We start from the raw sequence: 15,937 nt of genomic DNA, 5'->3' as shown, positions 1-15,937 counted from the left end.
CCCGCGAGCGGCCGTCTAGACTCGGAAACATGTCGAACGACATCGAGCACGCCAAGCGGGCACTGCGCGCGGAGCTCCGTGAGCGGCGCCAGCTCCTGTCCGACGCCCAGCGGGATGCCGCGGCATCCGCGATCGCCCTCCGGCTGGACGAGCTCATCGAAACGCTCGAAGCCCGTTCCATCTCCTGCTTCCTGTCGACCACGACCGAGCCGGGCACCCGCGAGTTCGTCGCGAGCGCGGTCCGCCGCGGCATCCGGGTGCTCCTGCCGGTGACCAGGGCGGATGGCCTGCTCGACTGGGCGGTCGCCGACGACACCGACGAAGTGGCGGAGGGCCTGCACGGGCTGCCCGAACCCACCGGCGAGGTCCTCGGACCGATCGCCGTCGACGATGTGGACCTCATGATCATCCCGGCGGCGGCCGTCGATGAGAGCGGAATGCGGCTGGGCTGGGGGCGCGGCTACTTCGACAAGACCCTCGGGTCTATGCAGAAATGCCCGCCCGTCTACGCGGTGATCTATGATTCCGAGGTACTCGACTCCCTTCCGCGGGAGGTGCACGATCAGCCCGTCACCGGCGTCGTGACCCCCACTCGGACGCTCACGCTGTCGCCATCGCGACGCTGAATCAAGGAACAGCAATGCCCACCTATGCCTATGCCTGCACGCAGTGCGGCCACCAGTTCGACGCCGTCCAGAGCTTCTCGGATGCCGCGCTCACCACGTGCCCCGAGTGCGGCGGCACGCTGCGCAAGCAGTACGGATCGATCGGCGTGACGTTCAACGGCTCTGGCTTCTATCGGACCGACTCGCGCGGCGGAAGTGGTGCGAGGACGGAATCCTCGGCATCATCGAAGTCGGAATCGTCGACGAGCGCCAAGCCGGCGCCCGCGGCGGCACCGGCCTCGAGCTGAGGTCCGATTCTTTAGGGGGTTCCCGTGATCCAGGGGTTCAAGGAGTTCATCACCAAGGGCAACGTCATCGACCTTGCCGTGGCCGTCGTCATCGGCGCGGCCTTCACAGCGATCGTCAACGCTGTGGTCGCCAGCATCGTCACGCCGCTGGTCTCCTTGTTCTTCGACGCGGACGCGACAGGCGCGATCGGGATCCAGGTGCAGGGCATCTACGGTCAGACCGTCACGTTCCCGATCGGCGAACTCATCACCGCGATCATCAGCTTCTTCGCCGTCGCTCTGATCGTGTACTTCGTGTTCGTCGTCCCGATGAACAAGTACAAGGAGCATCAGGCTGCGAAGAACCCGGCCGTGGAGGAGGAGACGCTCCCGAGCGAGCAGGAGCTCCTCATCGAGATCCGCGACCTTCTGCGCAAGAGCAACGCCGCCTGACCCGCAGCATTACCGCCGAGAGGGCGGTTCGGCACAGTCGATCACGATCGCACTGTGCGGGACTGCCCTTTTCGTCGGCCAGCAGCAACGCTCGGACGTCAGTAGTGGGGTGGGACGTCCTGGCGCAGGCGCGCGTCGTTCGGCCCCTGCTCCTTCGCGGGAGTGGATGCCGCGGCATCCTTCGTCGCGACATCCGGCGACGGATCGGTACCCGGTGCGGGCGTCAGGCGCGCGCGGCGGGACCCGGCGACCCGCTCGACGTGCTGACGGGCGTCGTCAGACATCGCCCCGCTCGATCGGCTGGGTGTCCTGGTCGACTCGCTGCGTCTCGGCGGAGATGCCGAGCACCTCGGCGATGCGGTTCGCCGCCGTCGCGGGATCACTGTACAGATCGAACGCGTGCACGCGGACGTAGTGCCAGCCGAGACGGCGCAGCACGTTCGGACGGAGCCGGAGCGACTCGCGCAGCGACTCCTCCCGAGACTCGGGGTCGGACTCGATGACGACCGCGCGGCCGTTGTGCTGCGCCACGATCGGCAGCAGACCGCGGTAGTCGACGTCGACGGATGCTCCGACACGACGGAGCTCACGCGCGAGCGCCAGCGTGAGCGGATCGGCGAGGTCCTCCAGGCGGGCGTCCCGCGCTCGTGCCGCAAGACCGCCGAGGATCGACATCAGCGTGGCAGCACCGTGCTCGAGGCGCCCCTCGTCGAACGCCGACGGGCGGATCGACGACACCAGCACCATCGACCGGCGAGCGCGCGTCATCCCCACGGTCAGCAGTCGTTCGCCATCCGCCGTCGAGAGGTCGCCGAAGTCGCTCAGCACTCGCCCGTGCTTGGTGAGCCCGAACCCGAGCGAGAAGATCACGCGGTCGCGGCTCTCCGCGACGGATTCCTCGAGCGTGAGAACCGCGAACGGCTCAGCCGTGTCGCGCGAGACGAAGGCGGTCACGTCGCTGCGGCCGGCGAAGGCGTTGGCCACGGCGGCGCGCACGCGCTCGGCATGCCTGGTGCTCGCGGTGACCACCATCAGCGACTCGGTCGGCCGGTGCACGGCGTGCTCGACCACGAGCGTCACGACGCGCGAGACCTCGGCATCCGGGCTCTCGACCGCTCCGGAGATCGGATCGGGCGCACCCACGCCGCCTTCGACGTAGTCGACGGTGAGGCTGCCGCGGCCGAGGTACGAGCCCGCCCACGGCAGCGACTGGATCTCGCCGCCGTAGAACGCGTCATTGATGAGTTCGGCGAGGTCCTCTCCCCCGGCGCGATAGCTCCGCGTGAGGGTCTCGACCGGCAGCAGATCGGCCAGACGCTCGAACACGGAGGTCGCGTCGAACGCGACCTCGCTCTCCCAGTCCTCGTCACCGGCGACCGCGACGCGGAACGGCGTCGGGCGCTGGGTCACCGGGTCGCCGAAGGCGACCACCTGCCGCGCACGGCGGATCGCGGGCGCCGCCTCGGCGAGGTTGATCGCCGCGGCATCCACCAGCAGCACCGTGTCGAACTCGACGCTGTCCGGGATCTCGGGCACCTGATACGGCGATGCGATCCAGGCGGGCGCGAGCACGGACATCAGCGCGGGCGCCGCCTCGACGATCTCTGCAGCGGTCGGCGTTCCCTGCGTGAGCGCGCGACGCAGGTTCTGCGACTGCGTCGGCTCGTCGACGATGGCGATCTTCCACTGGTTGGCGAGCTGCCATGCCAGAAGAGGCCCTGCCATCGCGGCGTGCGCCTCGTCGACGAGACGGAAGTCGCGCTCGAGCCGGTCGACCACGGCGGTGTTGGCGCCGAGCAGAGCCCGGTCGTCCTGCAGCGCTCGCTCGAGAAGCGACTGCCACCACGCGAACTCCAGCTCGTCGGCCACGCGGTTCTCCGCCACGTGGCGGACCGACAGCTCGGCCAGGAGCGGTCCGAGACCGAGCTTCGCGAGCTGGTCGCGGATCGTGGCGCGCTCGACGAGGTTCTCGAACACATCCGACTTCGCGGCGAGACCCGCGAGCGTGCGGACCAGACGAGCCAGCGGAAGCGTCGCGAGCGGCTCGCGGCGTCCCAGCGCGGCATCCAGTTCGGCCAGCTCCGCCTGAACGCGCTGCCAGGAGGTGTACACATCGGACAGACCGAGAGGGATCTCGGGAGCGACGCCGGCGTCGACGAACCGCTGCCATTCCGTGCGCTGCTGCTGGATCCGCAGCAGCGCCTCGTGCATGTCCAGGATGTGCACGCCGGGGCGCACGTACTCCTTCGCGAGCTTCTTCAGCCGTCGACGGTTCGCTCCGGACATGCCCGGCGCGTCGCGTCGAGAGCCGTGCGCCTGGATGAGTTCGCCGAGCGGACGCTCGAAGACGGTGGGGCTGAAGCGGTCGAGCGAGTCGCGCATGCCCTGCAGCAGTCGCAGGTACTCCCCCAGCTCGTCGATCGTCGAGAAGGGACGCATCCGCGTCTGCGCGATGAGCTCGTACGCCCGCTCCAGCAGCGCGGGGACGCTGGCCGAATGCAGCCGACCGGCCAGCTCGTGGGCCGCGCGCGCAGCTTCCGTGCTCTCGAAGCTGACACCGTACCAGGGCGAATCGTCAGGGCCGAAGCGGAACTCGCCCAGCCGCGCGGCCTGCACGAGCTTCGCGGCCGCCGCACTGCGGTCGCCGGCCAGCCGGGCCAGCGCGTCCGTGCCGAGACGCGCGCTCGTGGACGGCGGGTGCTCGAGCGATGCCAGGCGGGTGAGATGCCTGGTCGCCTCGATCACCGATGCTCCGGTACCAGCGACCGGGTTGGTGAGGGCGTGCCGATAGTCCCGCAGCACGGTGCGCAGTCGCACCAGCGCGTCATCGACTTCGCCCGCCTTCGGCGCGGTGGCCTTCTCGTTGCGTCCGATCGCGTGCACGAGGTCGCGACGGATGGAGGCCGGGCCGACCGCGAGGCTGTCGAGCCCGATGCCACTGAGGCGATGCCGCACGCCGTCGAGCGTGGAGCGCCGAGCGGAGACGACGAGCACCCGCTTGCCCGCGCGGATCAGCTCGCCGAGCGCGTTGATCACGGTCTGCGTTCCACCGGTGCCCGGCAGCGTCGCGATCGCGAGAGAATGACCGGCTGCGATGCGGGCAAGGACGGCTTCCTGCTCGGAATCCGCATCCAGCAGGAGGTTGTCGGATGCCGGTGCGCGATCGTCCGGGCTCGTGACGTTCGGCACGGCACGCGTCGCGGTGAACCGTTCGCGGTCCTCCACATGTCCGGCGAGCGCGTTGAGCACGGGATGGTCGAGGTTGCGGCTGTCGGCGGCCATGGCCGACGCCACATCGGCGAACACCGAGACGACGAGGCGCGGCTGCACCGAGAACGTGTCGATCGAGCGCGTCAGCCCTCGCAGGCTGTCGATCACGGGCTGCGGCTTGAAGATGCCGCCGTCGTAGGCGAGTGCCGCGAGAGCGTCGGCATCGATCGTGATGCCGAAGTGCTCGCGGGCGATGCGCACGAGCTGCGGGTTGACGGAGAACGACCCCTGGAGCTTGAGCTCGAAATCGGAGTGGTGACGGCGGATCGCCAGCGGGCGCAGCAGCACGGGAGCGGAGAACTGCACCCCGCCGATCCGCCAGCCGGCCAGTCCGACCGCGAGGTGCACGGCGTCGATGCCCCGGACCGTGCGCAGCTCGGTGTGCTTGGCGGTGATCCGTTCGGCCGCCATTCGTGCGGTGCGCAGTCCCACCTCGTCGCGGAACAGGTTCGACAGCAGCGTGGAGCGTCCGGTGATGAACTGCGGCAGGCTCCCGGGATGCGCCTTGGAGATGTCGATGCCGCCCTCGACACCATCGTGATAGCGCACCAGAGGCGAGGGCCCGCCGAGATCCGCGGCCTCCTTCTTCAGACGCCCGCGCTCCGCCTCGGCGGCATGCGGCATGCCGACACCGGTCGACGACTCGCCCAGTGCGCCGAGCGTCACTGCGGCCGTCGTCTCCGCGTCATCCGCAGACTTGTCCGTTCGTCGCCACACATATCACAGACTAGGCGTCCCGCGGCAGGAGATCCTGCACGCCAGGCGGGTTTGCGTCGGATTCGTGCGCTTCCGGTTCGGAATCGGATGCCGGGCCTCTCGCCCTGCACAGGTGCGCGACTCGGACGGGTTCTCCCCGATCACGGGATTCCGGCGATCGGGCACCCGCTGCGGAGAGCAGGATGGACGCATGACCTTCCGCTACGACTTCGTTCCCACTCCGCTGGGCGACGCCCTCGTCGTGTTCTCCGACGACGGCGTCGTGAGCTTCGACCTCTCCGAGGGGCAGGACCCGACCGTCCCCTGGTTGCTGGAGGGCGTCGCCCGGCGGCTGCATGCTGCGCCCGAACCGGACCCCGGTGCGGCAGACGAGCTCGCGCACCTCGTCGCCGAGTACTTCGAGGGCGCGCCGATCCGATTCGACGAGCACGTGCGGCTGGACTGGCGACTCATCGATGGGTTCCACCGGGATGCGCTCCAGACGATCTGCGAGATCCCCTGGGGCGAGACGCTCGGGTACGGCGAGGTGGCCGTGCTCGCCGGCAGCCCAGGGGCCGCGCGTGCGGTCGGCACCGCGTGCCGGCTCACGCCGTTCTCGATCATCGTGCCGGTCCACCGCGTGGTGCGCGCCGATGGCTCCGCTGGTCAATACGGAGCGCATCCCGAGCACAAGCGGTACCTCATCGATCTGGAAGCGTCCGCGGCTTCGGCGGCATCCCCCGTTTCCGCCGGCGCCGCCCGCACGTGACGAGGACCCCGGCCGGTAGGCGGCCGGGGTCCTCGTCCGATCCAGGTGCGCGCGTTCAGCGCGCACCGATGCTCAGTGGTCCACCGCCTTCTCTGCTCCGAAGCCGGTGAGCGAGCGCACGTCCATCTCGGCTGCGAGGGCGCGCGATTCCGTGCTGCGCGCCGTCACTGTGCCGAGCCATCCGAGCAGGAATCCGAGCGGGATGGACACGATGCCCGGGTTGTTCAACGGCCAGATCGCGATGTCGATCGACGGGATCATCGCCGTCTCGGATCCCGAGAAGACCGGCGACAGCACGATCAGCAGGATCGCCGAACCCAGCCCGCCGTACATGCTCCAGACCGCGCCGCGCGTGTTGAAGCGCCGCCAGAACAGCGAGTACAGGATCGTCGGCAGGTTCGCCGAGGCTGCCACGGCGAAGGCCAGCGCGACGAGGAACGCGATGTTCTGCCCCTGCGCGCCGATGCCCCCGAGGATCGCGAGGATGCCGATCACGACGACGGTGCGTCGTGCGACCTTGACCTCGGCGTTCGGGTCGGCATCCACCGGCGTCCCGTCCGCCTTCTTGCGGCCTTTCTGGATCACGTTCGCATAGATGTCATGTGCGAACGAGGCCGCGGCCGTGATCGTGAGTCCGGCGACGACGGCGAGGATCGTGGCGAACGCGACGGCGGAGATGAAGCCGAGCAGCAGCGGTCCGCCGAGCCGCTCCGCCAGCAGCGGTGCTGCCGAGTTCACGCCGCCGGGGGCGGCCGCGATGACCTCGGGGCCGACCAGGGCGCCGGCGCCGTAGCCGAGCACGAGCGTGAGCAGGTAGAACCCGCCGATGAGCCAGATGGCCCACACGACCGAGCGCCGGGCCTCTTTCGCGGTGGGGACCGTGTAGAACCGCATGAGCACGTGCGGGAGTCCGGCCGTGCCCAGCACGAGGGCCATGCCGAGGGAGAGGAAGTCCCACGGATTGGCACCGTACTGCAGGCCCGGTGCGAGGATCGCGTCGCCCTTCGGCGATGCCGCGACGGCCGACTCGAGCAGCGTGTTCAGGCTGAAGCCGTTGAGGGCCAGCACCCAGATCGCCATCGCCAGAGCGCCGATGATCAGCAGGAACGCCTTGACGATCTGCACCCAGGTCGTGCCCTTCATCCCGCCGATGAGCACGTAGACGATCATGAGCGCACCCACGACCGCGATGACGAGCGACTGACCGATCTTGGCGTCGATGCCCAGCAGCAGCGAGACGAGCCCGCCGGCACCGGCCATCTGCGCCAGCAGGTAGAAGAAGCACACCGCGAGGGTGGTGATCGCTGCGGCCAGCCGGACCGGCCGCTGCTTCAGACGGAACGACAGCACATCCGCCATCGTGAACTTGCCGGTGTTGCGCATCAGCTCGGCCACGAGCAGCAGCGCGACGAGCCAGGCCACCAGGAAGCCGATCGAATAGAGGAATCCGTCGTATCCGTTGACGGCGATGGCGCCGCAGATTCCGAGGAAGGATGCCGCGGAGAGGTAGTCTCCCGCGATCGCGAAACCGTTCTGGGGTCCGGTGAACGAGCGTCCGGCAGCGTAGTAGTCGGCGGCGGTCTTGTTGTTGCGGCTCGCGCGGATGACGATGAACAGCGTCACCGCCACGAACGCCGCGAAGATCGAGATGTTGAGAATGGGATTGTTCTCACCGGTCGGTGCGGTCTCGAACGGAATGAGATTCATGCCTGCGCCTGCGCCTTCTCGAGTTCCTCACGAATCTCCGAAGCGACCGGATCGAGCCGCTTGTTCGCGAACGCGACGTAGGCCATCGTGATCGCGAACGTCGACACGAATTGTCCGAGCCCGAACAGAAGTCCGATGGTGATGTCGCCCCATACGCGCTGCGCCATGAATTCCGGTGCGAACGCGGCGAGCAGAACGTAGACGAAATACCAGATCAGGAAGAGCGCGGCGAGTGGGAAGATGAACGATCGCTGGGTACGTTTCAACGCTTGGAACTTCGGCGATTCCTCGACCGCGATGTAGTCGATCGGTCCGGCCGATTCGCCGTGAATTCGGTCAGTCATGAGGCCTCCTTGCCACATGCAGGGCCCACGCGGAGGCATCCGCGCGGGTGGTAGGGTCGACGCTACGAAACGGGACACACCGCCGTCACCCCCGAAAGTAGGTATCCCTGTCGTGTCCACCGAGACCGATGCCGACGTGATCGCCCAGGCCGTGCGGGAGCTGGCCAGACGCACGCGTTTCCCGGTCGCCTTCGGCGGACTCTTCGAGGACGGCGAGGTATCGGTCACGAGCATCGTCGGCAGCCGCACACGCGCCCTTGAGGGGCTGCGGGTGCGCCCCGAGCGCGGGCTCGGCGGTCGGGCCATGACCGAACAGCGCCCGCGGATGACCAGTGACTACCGCAGTTCGCAGCAGTTCACGCACGACTACGACGGTTTCGTGCTCGGTGAGGGACTGCGCACGCTCCTCGCGATCCCGATCCTCGTCGACGGCCGCTCGCGCGGGGTCCTGTACGCCGGAGCATGGGAGCAGGCCCCCGTCGGAGGAGTCACCACCGCCCCGGCCATGAGCATCGCGGATGCCGTGAGCACCGAACTGCGCATCCGCGACGAGGTCGGACGCCGCCTGGAATCGATGGCGGCGCCCGAGCACGGATTCTCATCCTCGCGTCGGGAGCAATTGCGCGAGAGCTTCGCCGAATTGCGCAGCATCTCGGCATCCGTGACCGATGAGGAGCTGCGGACACGATTGAGCGAACTCGAACGCCGGTTGCTGCACATCGCCGGCGAGCCGATACCCACGACGACGGGTCCGATTCCGCGGATTCATCTTTCTCCGCGAGAGACCGATGTACTCGCCTGCGCGGCATTGGGTGCCACGAATGCGGAGATCGGCGTCCAGCTCGGATTGCGTGAGGGAACGGTAAAGGCCTATCTGGGAACCGCGATGTCAAAGCTCGACGCGTCCACGCGTTTCGCCGCTGTCGCCCGCGCACGACGCCTGGGTCTGCTGCCCTGAAATACGCGCTCTTCTTGTCGCCGGAGAATGCGTGCGAATAGGATGACGAAATGGCCCGACGAATTGTGCATCAGCTGGTTGACGACATCGATGGAACGCTTCTCGAAGTGGGTGAGGGCGAGACGGTTCATTTCTCTCTCAATGGCATCTCGTACGAGATCGACCTGACGACGGACAATGCGCAGGAACTGCGCTCCGTCCTGGAACCGTACATCGCGGCCGGTCGCCGCTCGTCCGTAGGCAGCGCCGCGCGCTCCGTTTCCCCGCGCAAGCGGGCCGCCGGACGCAACCCCGAGACGACGGCGATCCGGGAGTGGGCGAACGCGAACGGCCACAAGGTGTCCGAGCGCGGGCGCATCCCCGAGTCCGTGCTCGAGGCCTATCGCGCCGCGCACTGACCCTTCACCGGCAGGGGCGCTTCGGCGCTCCTGCCGTTCTCGTGCGGCAGCACCGACTCAATGCGCGGATGCCGCGTGCGCACCGTCGGTCGCCCATGGCTCATCGCGCAGGGTGATCTCAGCCGTCATGTCGAGCAGGAAGCGGGTCACCACTTCCCGCTCCGCCGCGGTCAGGCGAGCCGCGGCGTTGAATCTCTTCGCCTGCTGACGACCGACCGTCTCCATCGCCGCCCTGTGCGTCTCCGGCGAGACCGTGATCGCGAGCGCGCGCCGATCGGTCGGGTGCGCCGATCGCACGATGTGCTGACCGCGTTCGAGTCGATCGAGCAGCTTCGTCGTCGATGCGCTGGAGATCGAGAGGTGCTGGGCGATGCCGCCCGGAGTGGCGATGACGTCGCGATGCGTGCAGACGATGAGATAGTGCAGCGCGCGCATGTCAGTCTCATTCAGCTGCATGAAGCGCCGGGATGCCTCCGACAGCCGCTGCTCTGCCTCACGCAGTCCACCGAGGGCCTTCATGATCCCGGTGATCTGGCGGACGTCCTCGTCCGCAATGCCGGACCGGTCGACGAGCGTCTGCCGCGGGTCCGACGAGTCGACGTCGTAGATCGCGCCGCTGTCCAGGCCGTCGCGCGACGTGGACGCGGACGCCGGCTCGGCGGGCACCTCAGCCGTTTCGTTCACGCGATCATCCATGGACACCTCGTTACTTTACTCCTGGCTTTTCTTCATGCTAGCTTTATTTCTCGCCAGGCTAGCAATATACGCTTCCAAAGGAAGAGGACCCCGCATGGAGCTCGTGACCCTTCTCGACGAGGCGGGAGCCGCCATCGGCACCGCACCGAAGAACGAGGTGCACACGGACTCGACGCCGTTGCACCTCGCCTTCTCCTGCTACGTGCTCGATGCACAGGGGCGACTGCTGGTGACGCGCAGGGCGCTGTCGAAGCGCACGTGGCCCGGCGTCTGGACGAACAGCTTCTGCGGTCACCCGCGTCCCGGTGAAGACATGATCGCCGCGGTCATCCGCCGCGGAGCCGAGGAGATCGGTGCGCGCCCGCGCGACGTGACCGTCGCGCTGCCCTCGTTCCGCTACCGCGCCGTAGACGCGAGCGGCATCGTCGAGCACGAGTTCTGCCCCGTGCACGTGGCGAGGATCGACGGCGACGTCGTGCCGGACCCCGCTGAGGTGATGGAGTACGCCTGGGTGCTGCCGGATCACCTCGCCTCGGCCGTGGTGAGCGCGCCGTTCGCCTTCAGCCCGTGGCTGCGCGAGCAGTTGCCCCTGCTGCGCGCCGAGGGGAAGATCTGAACATGACGACCACCCTCATGCGGGAGGACGTGCACGCACGGATCGAATCACGCGTGCAGAGCGTCTTCGACGATCGCATCGCTCGATCAGCGGCCTATGGCGCGGAGTTCACTTCCCTCTGGCTGGGCGCTGCCGACAGCGTGCGCGGGGGAAAGCTGCTCCGCCCTCGACTCCTGGTCGAGATGCACTCGGCGCTGCTCGGCGACAGGAACGGGTCCGACGCGGTCGACGACGACACCGTGGTCGAGATCGCCGCGGCACTCGAGATCCTGCACTACGCCTTCCTGCTGCACGACGACGTCATCGACGGCGACGCGCATCGCCGAGGCCGACCGAACCTCATCGGACTGCTGCGCGAGGCCCACCCCGATCTCGGTGCGAAGGCGGCTCAGCACTGGGCCGGCACCGGCGCGATCCTCATGGGCGATCTGCTGCTCTCGACCGTGCACCAGATGTTCGCACGGATCGACGCGGACCCCCGGACGCGCAACCGACTGCTCGATCTGCTGGATCACACGATCACGGAGACCGTCGCCGGCGAATACGCGGACGTCGCGCTCAGCGATCGCGCCATCGCGCCGGATCTGCAGACGATTCTGACGATGACAGCGCAGAAGACCGCGACCTACACGTTCGAGTTCCCTCTTCGTATCGCCGCTGTCCTGGCCGGCCTCCCCGATGAGGCCGAGGACGCCCTGTCCGCGATCGGACAGCATCTCGGTGTCGCGTTCCAGCTTCAGGACGACGCCCTCTCAGTGTTCGGAGACGCCACGGAGCACGGGAAGGAACAGTACTCCGATCTCCGCGAGGGCAAGGAGACGCCGATGATCGCGTACGCTCGCCTGACGAGCGCCTGGACGTCGATCCAGCCGCGGTTCGGCGATGCCGACCTCTCGACGCACGACGGCGAGGAGATCAGGGAACTCCTGCGGCACTGCGGCGCCGAATCCTACGTCCGGCACCTGATCGGCGAGCGGATCACGTCAGCACGGTCGGCCATCACAGCGGAAGCCGCTCCTCTGCCGACTGCCGCACGGCAGACCCTGACGAAACTGGCGGATCGCATCGAGGGACGCCTGTCGTGAGTGCAGCTGAAGTCCCCGAACCGGCCCCCGCTCTCGCGCGGTTCACGCGCACGGCCGAGAGTGCGACGACGGATGTCATCCGGGCTTACTCCACGTCCTTCGGCCTCGCCACGCGCCTGCTCGGTCGACGCCACCGTCAGCACATCCGCAACGTGTACGCCATGGTGCGCATCGCTGACGAGATCGTCGACGGCGTGGCCGGCGAGGCCGGTCTTGATGCGGCCGCGCAGCGCGCCGCGCTGGACGCCTACGCGGACGAAACCCACCGGGCCATGCGGACGGGGTACAGCAGCAACATCGTGGTGCACGCCTTCGCCCGCACGGCGAACAGATGCGGCATCGGGATGGAGCTGACGGAGCCGTTCTTCGCCTCCATGCGCGCCGACACCCCCGTCGATGCGAGCGGCGATACGGTGCACGTCTACGACGCCCAAGAGCACGACCGCTACGTCTACGGCTCGGCGGAGGTCGTCGGCCTGATGTGCCTGCGGGTCTTCCTGCAGGATGCCGATCCGTCCGAGGGCGACCTGCGCCGGCTGGATTCCGGTGCGCGACAGCTCGGTGCCGCGTTCCAGAACGTGAACTTCCTGCGCGATCTCGGCGACGACACCGAGCGGCTCCAGCGCGGCTATCTCAGCACCGAGAGGCTCACGGACGCCGACCGGGACGCATGGGTCCGTGTCGTCAGAACTCAGCTGACCGACGCCAGCGCAGCGATCCCGCTCCTGCCGCGCGATACGCGCGCGGCCGTGCGCAGTGCGCTCGCGCTGTTCGGCGCTCTCGCCGACCGCGTCGAACGCACTCCAGCGACCACACTCTACGAGCGTCGCGTGCGCGTCCCCGATCCCGTGAAGCTCCTTCTCACCGCACGGGCCGTCCTCACGACCTGGCTGGAGCCGCGGCGGTGAGCCGCGCGATCGTCATCGGCGGCGGGATCGCCGGCCTTGCCACGGCCGGGCTGCTCGCCCGCGAGGGGTATCGCGTGACAGTGCTCGAGCGCAACGACCGCACCGGCGGCCGCGCGGGGACGCTCCAGCGCGACGGGTTCCGCTTCGACACCGGGCCCTCCTGGTACCTCATGCCCGGCGTCTTCGACCACTTCTTCGAGCTGATGGGGACGACAACCGCCGAGCAGCTGGACCTGATCCACCTGGATCCGGCTTACCGTGTCTTCTCCGAGCCGGCCGCCGGTGGCACAGCGTCCGCTGTCACGGTGCCGGCGGGAACCGAACGCGTCCGCGCGCTCTTCGAAGAGCTCGAGCCCGGCTCCGGATCCGAGCTCGACGACTACCTCTCCTCGGCATCCGAGACCTACGACATGGCTGTGCGGCGGTTCCTCTACAACCCGTTCACCCGCGTGTCCGAGCTGGCGTCTCCTGATGTCCTGCGTCGACTGCCCCGGCTGGCGATGCTGCTCACTCGCCGACTGGATGCCTTCGCGCGCCGTCGGTTCCGGCATCCGGTGATCCGCCAGATCCTCGGCTACCCCGCCGTTTTCCTCGGAACCGATCCCCGTCGCGCACCGGCGATGTACCACCTGATGAGCACGCTCGATCTCGACGAGGGGGTGCTGTACCCGCAGGGCGGGTTCTGGGGCGTGTCGGAGCGCGTCCGCGAGCTGGCGGAGGAGGCAGGCGTCGACATCGTCCTGGAGGCCGAGGTCACGACGATCCTCACCGAACCGTCCGCCGGGAAGGAACGCGCCTACGGCGTGCGCTGGCGCGATGAGTCCGGTGCCGAGCACCTCGAGCTCGCCGATGTCGTGGTCTCCGGCGCCGACCTCCACCACACCGAGACCGCGCTGCTGCCCGAACGGCTCCAGACGTACCCCGCACGCTGGTGGCGACAGCGGACCAGCGGCCCCGGAGCGGTGATCCTCATGCTCGGCGTTCGAGGATCCCTTCCCGAACTCCCGCACCACTCCTTGTTCTTCGCCCGCGATTGGGACCGGAACTTCGACGCCATCTTCGGTTCGTCTCCTCGCATCCCCGACCCCGCGTCGTTGTACGTCTGCAAGCCCTCCGCGACCGATGCCGGTGTGGCGCCGGACGGACACGAGAACCTCTTCGTGCTGATCCCCGTGCCCGCCGATGTCGAGATCGGCTCCGGCGGTCCGGACGGCACAGGATCGGTGCTCGTCGAACGCGCAGCGGATGCCGCGATCGATGCGGTCGCGCAGTGGGCCGGCATCGAGGATCTCCGCGATCGCATCGTGGTGCGCGAGACGCTCGGGCCCGCGGACTTCGCCGCCGACTACCACTCCTGGCAGGGCGGGATGCTGGGCCCCGCGCACATCCTCTCCCAGAGCGCGATGTTCCGCGCGCAGAACGCGTCGCGCAAGGTCGACGGCCTCTACTACGCCGGTGCGACGACGGCGCCGGGCGTCGGCGTGCCCATGTGCCTGATCAGCGCCGAGCTCGTGCTGAAGCGGATCCGCGGCGATCACAGCGCGGGGCCCACCGTGCCCCGGACGTCCGCGGCCACGAGGAAGGCGAGTTGATGGGCGTCGTCTATCTCCTGGCCCTGCTTGTGAGCCTCGCGTGCATGCTGCTCATCGACCGTCGCTTCCGACTGTTCTTCTGGCAAGATGCTCGTTCGGCGATCATCGTCACGGTCATCGGCCTGGCGTTCTTCCTCCTCTGGGACATCGCCGGCATCTCACTGGGCATCTTCCTCCGCGGGGGCAGTCCGCTCGCCACCGGCGTCCTGCTCGCCCCCGAGCTGCCGATCGAAGAGCCGGTGTTCCTCGTCTTCCTGGTGGTGTGCACCATGGTTCTGTACACCGGCGCGGCGCGCATCCTCGATCAGCGGCGGCGCCGGAGGGCCTCGTGACGTACTCCCTGCTCGCCCTGGTCTTCCTCGCGCTCGCTGCGGCCGGCGCGATCGCCGCGGCGCTCGTCGCCCGGCGCCGCCCCGATCTCGGCGCGGTCATGATCGCCCTCGCCGCTCTGCTCCTGCTGACGGCCGTGTTCGACACGATCATGATCGGGGTCGGCTTCTTCACGTACGCCGACGAGCATCTGCTGGGCGTGCTGATCGGGCTCGCGCCGATCGAGGACTTCGCCTATCCGCTCGCGGGTGTCATCCTGCTTCCCGCGATCTGGACGCTGCTGCGCGCCCGACGTGTGCGCGCTACCGCGATCGGGAGGGCCGACCGATGAGCACTATCCGCACTCTCCTGCTGGCGTCAAGACCCGTCAGCTGGATCAACACCGCCTTCCCCTTCGGGGCGGCCTATCTGCTGACGACGCGCGAGATCGATGCCGTCTTCATCGTCGGCGTGCTGTACTTCCTCATTCCGTACAACCTCGCCATGTACGGCATCAACGACGTGTTCGACTACGCATCGGACCTGGCGAATCCCCGCAAGGGCGGGATCGAAGGAGCGCTGCTGCCGCCGAGGCTGCACCGCACGACGCTGTGGGCGGCCGTCGCGAGCAACGTGCCGTTCCTCGTGTTCCTGTTCGCGATGGGCAACGCCGTGTCGGCGGCGTGGCTCGTCGTCAGCGTGTTCGCCGTGGTCGCGTACTCGGCGCCGCCGATGCGCTTCAAGGAACGGCCGGTGCTCGATTCGATCACCTCGAGCACGCACTTCGTCAGCCCAGCGCTCGTCGGGCTCGCGATCGGCGGTGCCGCGCTCTCGATCGACCTCGTGCTGCTCATGATCGCGTTCTTCCTCTGGGGCATGGCCGCTCATGCCTTCGGCGCCGTCCAGGACATCATCCCGGACCGGCAGGCAGGGATCGGCTCGATCGCCACCGCGCTCGGCGCGAGGTTGACGGTGCGCCTGGCGATCATCCTGTGGGCGGTCGCCGGCGCGGTGGTGCTGCCGACGGGGTGGCCCGCCGCACTGTCCGCCGCGCTCGTCATCCCGTACATCGTGAACGCCGCCCCCTGGTGGAACGTGACGGATGACACCGCGGCATCCACGAACCGCGCGTGGCGCCGCTTCATCGCCCTGAACTACATCGCGGGCTTCCTCGCCACCCTGATCCTCATCCTCGCCTGGCTGCGCTGACGCGACCCGACGTCACCGCCCCGACGATTCTCCGA

The 15,937-nt window shown here is 68.4% G+C and carries 18 protein-coding genes; 13 read left to right on the top strand and 5 right to left on the bottom strand.

Annotated features, from left to right (window positions below; genetic code table 11):
- The first annotated feature begins 29 nt into the window (after positions 1–29).
- Genes ACWAT3_RS13025 through mscL form a run of 3 tightly spaced genes read left to right on the top strand, consistent with a single transcriptional unit; the run spans position 30 to position 1,345 of the window.
- Positions 30–626, top strand: coding sequence for a 5-formyltetrahydrofolate cyclo-ligase (locus ACWAT3_RS13025; protein ID WP_460799054.1), 597 nt, complete (start codon positions 30–32; stop codon positions 624–626).
- Positions 627–640: 14 nt separating this feature from the next.
- Positions 641–913 carry an FmdB family zinc ribbon protein gene (locus ACWAT3_RS13020; RefSeq protein ID WP_460799052.1) on the top strand — a complete coding sequence of 91 codons (273 nt, stop codon included), beginning with the start codon at positions 641–643 and terminating at the stop codon, positions 911–913.
- Positions 914–937: 24 nt separating this feature from the next.
- Positions 938–1,345, top strand: coding sequence for a large conductance mechanosensitive channel protein MscL (gene mscL, locus ACWAT3_RS13015; RefSeq protein WP_460799050.1), 408 nt, complete (start codon positions 938–940; stop codon positions 1,343–1,345).
- 98 nt (positions 1,346–1,443) lie between these two features.
- Here the strand turns inward: mscL and ACWAT3_RS13010 are convergent, their stop codons facing one another.
- Positions 1,444–1,629 carry a hypothetical protein gene (locus ACWAT3_RS13010; protein ID WP_460799048.1) on the bottom strand — a complete coding sequence of 62 codons (186 nt, stop codon included), beginning with the start codon at positions 1,627–1,629 and terminating at the stop codon, positions 1,444–1,446.
- On the bottom strand, positions 1,622–5,239 hold the full coding sequence (locus tag ACWAT3_RS13005; protein ID WP_460799378.1) for an AAA family ATPase: 3,618 nt from the start codon (positions 5,237–5,239) through the stop codon (positions 1,622–1,624). Before ACWAT3_RS13005 ends, ACWAT3_RS13010 begins: the two co-directional genes overlap by 8 nt.
- A gap of 283 nt (positions 5,240–5,522) precedes the next feature.
- Here ACWAT3_RS13005 and ACWAT3_RS13000 point away from each other — a divergent pair, with 283 nt between their 5' ends.
- Positions 5,523–6,080 (top strand): methylated-DNA--[protein]-cysteine S-methyltransferase, encoded by a 558-nt coding sequence (locus tag ACWAT3_RS13000; protein WP_460799046.1) that lies wholly within the window; start codon positions 5,523–5,525, stop codon positions 6,078–6,080.
- Between the two features lie 72 nt (positions 6,081–6,152).
- Here ACWAT3_RS13000 and ACWAT3_RS12995 read toward each other — a convergent pair whose 3' ends face one another.
- Both ACWAT3_RS12995 and ACWAT3_RS12990 read right to left on the bottom strand, forming a co-directional pair.
- On the bottom strand, positions 6,153–7,787 hold the full coding sequence (locus ACWAT3_RS12995) for a solute symporter family protein (protein WP_460799044.1): 1,635 nt from the start codon (positions 7,785–7,787) through the stop codon (positions 6,153–6,155).
- Positions 7,784–8,131, bottom strand: a complete 348-nt coding sequence (locus ACWAT3_RS12990) for a DUF485 domain-containing protein (RefSeq protein ID WP_460799042.1) — start codon at positions 8,129–8,131, stop codon at positions 7,784–7,786. Before ACWAT3_RS12990 ends, ACWAT3_RS12995 begins: the two co-directional genes overlap by 4 nt.
- A gap of 112 nt (positions 8,132–8,243) precedes the next feature.
- Between ACWAT3_RS12990 and ACWAT3_RS12985 the strand changes: the two genes are divergently transcribed.
- Entirely contained in the window at positions 8,244–9,089 is an 846-nt protein-coding gene (locus ACWAT3_RS12985) for a LuxR C-terminal-related transcriptional regulator (protein WP_460799041.1), read from the top strand.
- Between the two features lie 50 nt (positions 9,090–9,139).
- Positions 9,140–9,487: a histone-like nucleoid-structuring protein Lsr2 gene (locus ACWAT3_RS12980; protein WP_460799039.1), complete on the top strand. Its 348-nt coding sequence runs from the start codon at positions 9,140–9,142 to the stop codon at positions 9,485–9,487.
- A 57-nt stretch (positions 9,488–9,544) separates the two neighbouring features.
- Here ACWAT3_RS12980 and ACWAT3_RS12975 read toward each other — a convergent pair whose 3' ends face one another.
- Positions 9,545–10,171, bottom strand: a complete 627-nt coding sequence (locus tag ACWAT3_RS12975) for a MarR family winged helix-turn-helix transcriptional regulator (protein ID WP_460799038.1) — start codon at positions 10,169–10,171, stop codon at positions 9,545–9,547.
- 106 nt (positions 10,172–10,277) lie between these two features.
- Between ACWAT3_RS12975 and idi the strand changes: the two genes are divergently transcribed.
- Genes idi through ACWAT3_RS12940 form a run of 7 tightly spaced genes read left to right on the top strand, consistent with a single transcriptional unit; the run spans position 10,278 to position 15,902 of the window.
- A complete protein-coding gene (idi, locus tag ACWAT3_RS12970) occupies positions 10,278–10,799 on the top strand; it encodes an isopentenyl-diphosphate Delta-isomerase (RefSeq protein WP_460799036.1) in 522 nt (173 codons plus the stop codon).
- Between the two features lie 2 nt (positions 10,800–10,801).
- Positions 10,802–11,884 carry a polyprenyl synthetase family protein gene (locus ACWAT3_RS12965; protein ID WP_460799034.1) on the top strand — a complete coding sequence of 361 codons (1,083 nt, stop codon included), beginning with the start codon at positions 10,802–10,804 and terminating at the stop codon, positions 11,882–11,884.
- Positions 11,881–12,792, top strand: coding sequence for a phytoene/squalene synthase family protein (locus ACWAT3_RS12960; protein ID WP_460799032.1), 912 nt, complete (start codon positions 11,881–11,883; stop codon positions 12,790–12,792). Before ACWAT3_RS12965 ends, ACWAT3_RS12960 begins: the two co-directional genes overlap by 4 nt.
- Positions 12,789–14,384: a phytoene desaturase family protein gene (crtI, locus tag ACWAT3_RS12955; RefSeq protein ID WP_460799030.1), complete on the top strand. Its 1,596-nt coding sequence runs from the start codon at positions 12,789–12,791 to the stop codon at positions 14,382–14,384. Before ACWAT3_RS12960 ends, crtI begins: the two co-directional genes overlap by 4 nt.
- Positions 14,384–14,716: a lycopene cyclase domain-containing protein gene (locus tag ACWAT3_RS12950; protein ID WP_460799028.1), complete on the top strand. Its 333-nt coding sequence runs from the start codon at positions 14,384–14,386 to the stop codon at positions 14,714–14,716. Before crtI ends, ACWAT3_RS12950 begins: the two co-directional genes overlap by 1 nt.
- Positions 14,713–15,045 carry a lycopene cyclase domain-containing protein gene (locus ACWAT3_RS12945; RefSeq protein WP_460799027.1) on the top strand — a complete coding sequence of 111 codons (333 nt, stop codon included), beginning with the start codon at positions 14,713–14,715 and terminating at the stop codon, positions 15,043–15,045. The genes ACWAT3_RS12950 and ACWAT3_RS12945 overlap by 4 nt, the downstream gene beginning before the upstream one ends.
- Positions 15,042–15,902: a prenyltransferase gene (locus ACWAT3_RS12940; RefSeq protein ID WP_460799025.1), complete on the top strand. Its 861-nt coding sequence runs from the start codon at positions 15,042–15,044 to the stop codon at positions 15,900–15,902. The genes ACWAT3_RS12945 and ACWAT3_RS12940 overlap by 4 nt, the downstream gene beginning before the upstream one ends.
- The last annotated feature ends 35 nt before the right edge of the window (positions 15,903–15,937 follow it).

The organism is Microbacterium sp. GXF0217 (assembly GCF_054798195.1).
Note: the sequence above shows the minus strand (reverse complement) of the source record. Positions and strands in the feature narration are given on the sequence as shown.

Coding starts and splice junctions, on each gene's coding strand:
- ACWAT3_RS12980 (WP_460799039.1), top strand. CDS start 9,140: ATGGCCCGACGAATTGTGCATCAGCTGGTTGACGACATCGATGGAACG.
- ACWAT3_RS13020 (WP_460799052.1), top strand. CDS start 641: ATGCCCACCTATGCCTATGCCTGCACGCAGTGCGGCCACCAGTTCGAC.
- ACWAT3_RS12965 (WP_460799034.1), top strand. CDS start 10,802: ATGACGACCACCCTCATGCGGGAGGACGTGCACGCACGGATCGAATCA.
- ACWAT3_RS13010 (WP_460799048.1), bottom strand. CDS start 1,629: ATGTCTGACGACGCCCGTCAGCACGTCGAGCGGGTCGCCGGGTCCCGC.
- ACWAT3_RS12950 (WP_460799028.1), top strand. CDS start 14,384: ATGGGCGTCGTCTATCTCCTGGCCCTGCTTGTGAGCCTCGCGTGCATG.
- ACWAT3_RS12940 (WP_460799025.1), top strand. CDS start 15,042: ATGAGCACTATCCGCACTCTCCTGCTGGCGTCAAGACCCGTCAGCTGG.
- ACWAT3_RS12990 (WP_460799042.1), bottom strand. CDS start 8,131: ATGACTGACCGAATTCACGGCGAATCGGCCGGACCGATCGACTACATC.
- idi (WP_460799036.1), top strand. CDS start 10,278: ATGGAGCTCGTGACCCTTCTCGACGAGGCGGGAGCCGCCATCGGCACC.
- ACWAT3_RS13025 (WP_460799054.1), top strand. CDS start 30: ATGTCGAACGACATCGAGCACGCCAAGCGGGCACTGCGCGCGGAGCTC.
- ACWAT3_RS13000 (WP_460799046.1), top strand. CDS start 5,523: ATGACCTTCCGCTACGACTTCGTTCCCACTCCGCTGGGCGACGCCCTC.
- ACWAT3_RS12995 (WP_460799044.1), bottom strand. CDS start 7,787: ATGAATCTCATTCCGTTCGAGACCGCACCGACCGGTGAGAACAATCCC.
- ACWAT3_RS13005 (WP_460799378.1), bottom strand. CDS start 5,239: ATGCCGCATGCCGCCGAGGCGGAGCGCGGGCGTCTGAAGAAGGAGGCC.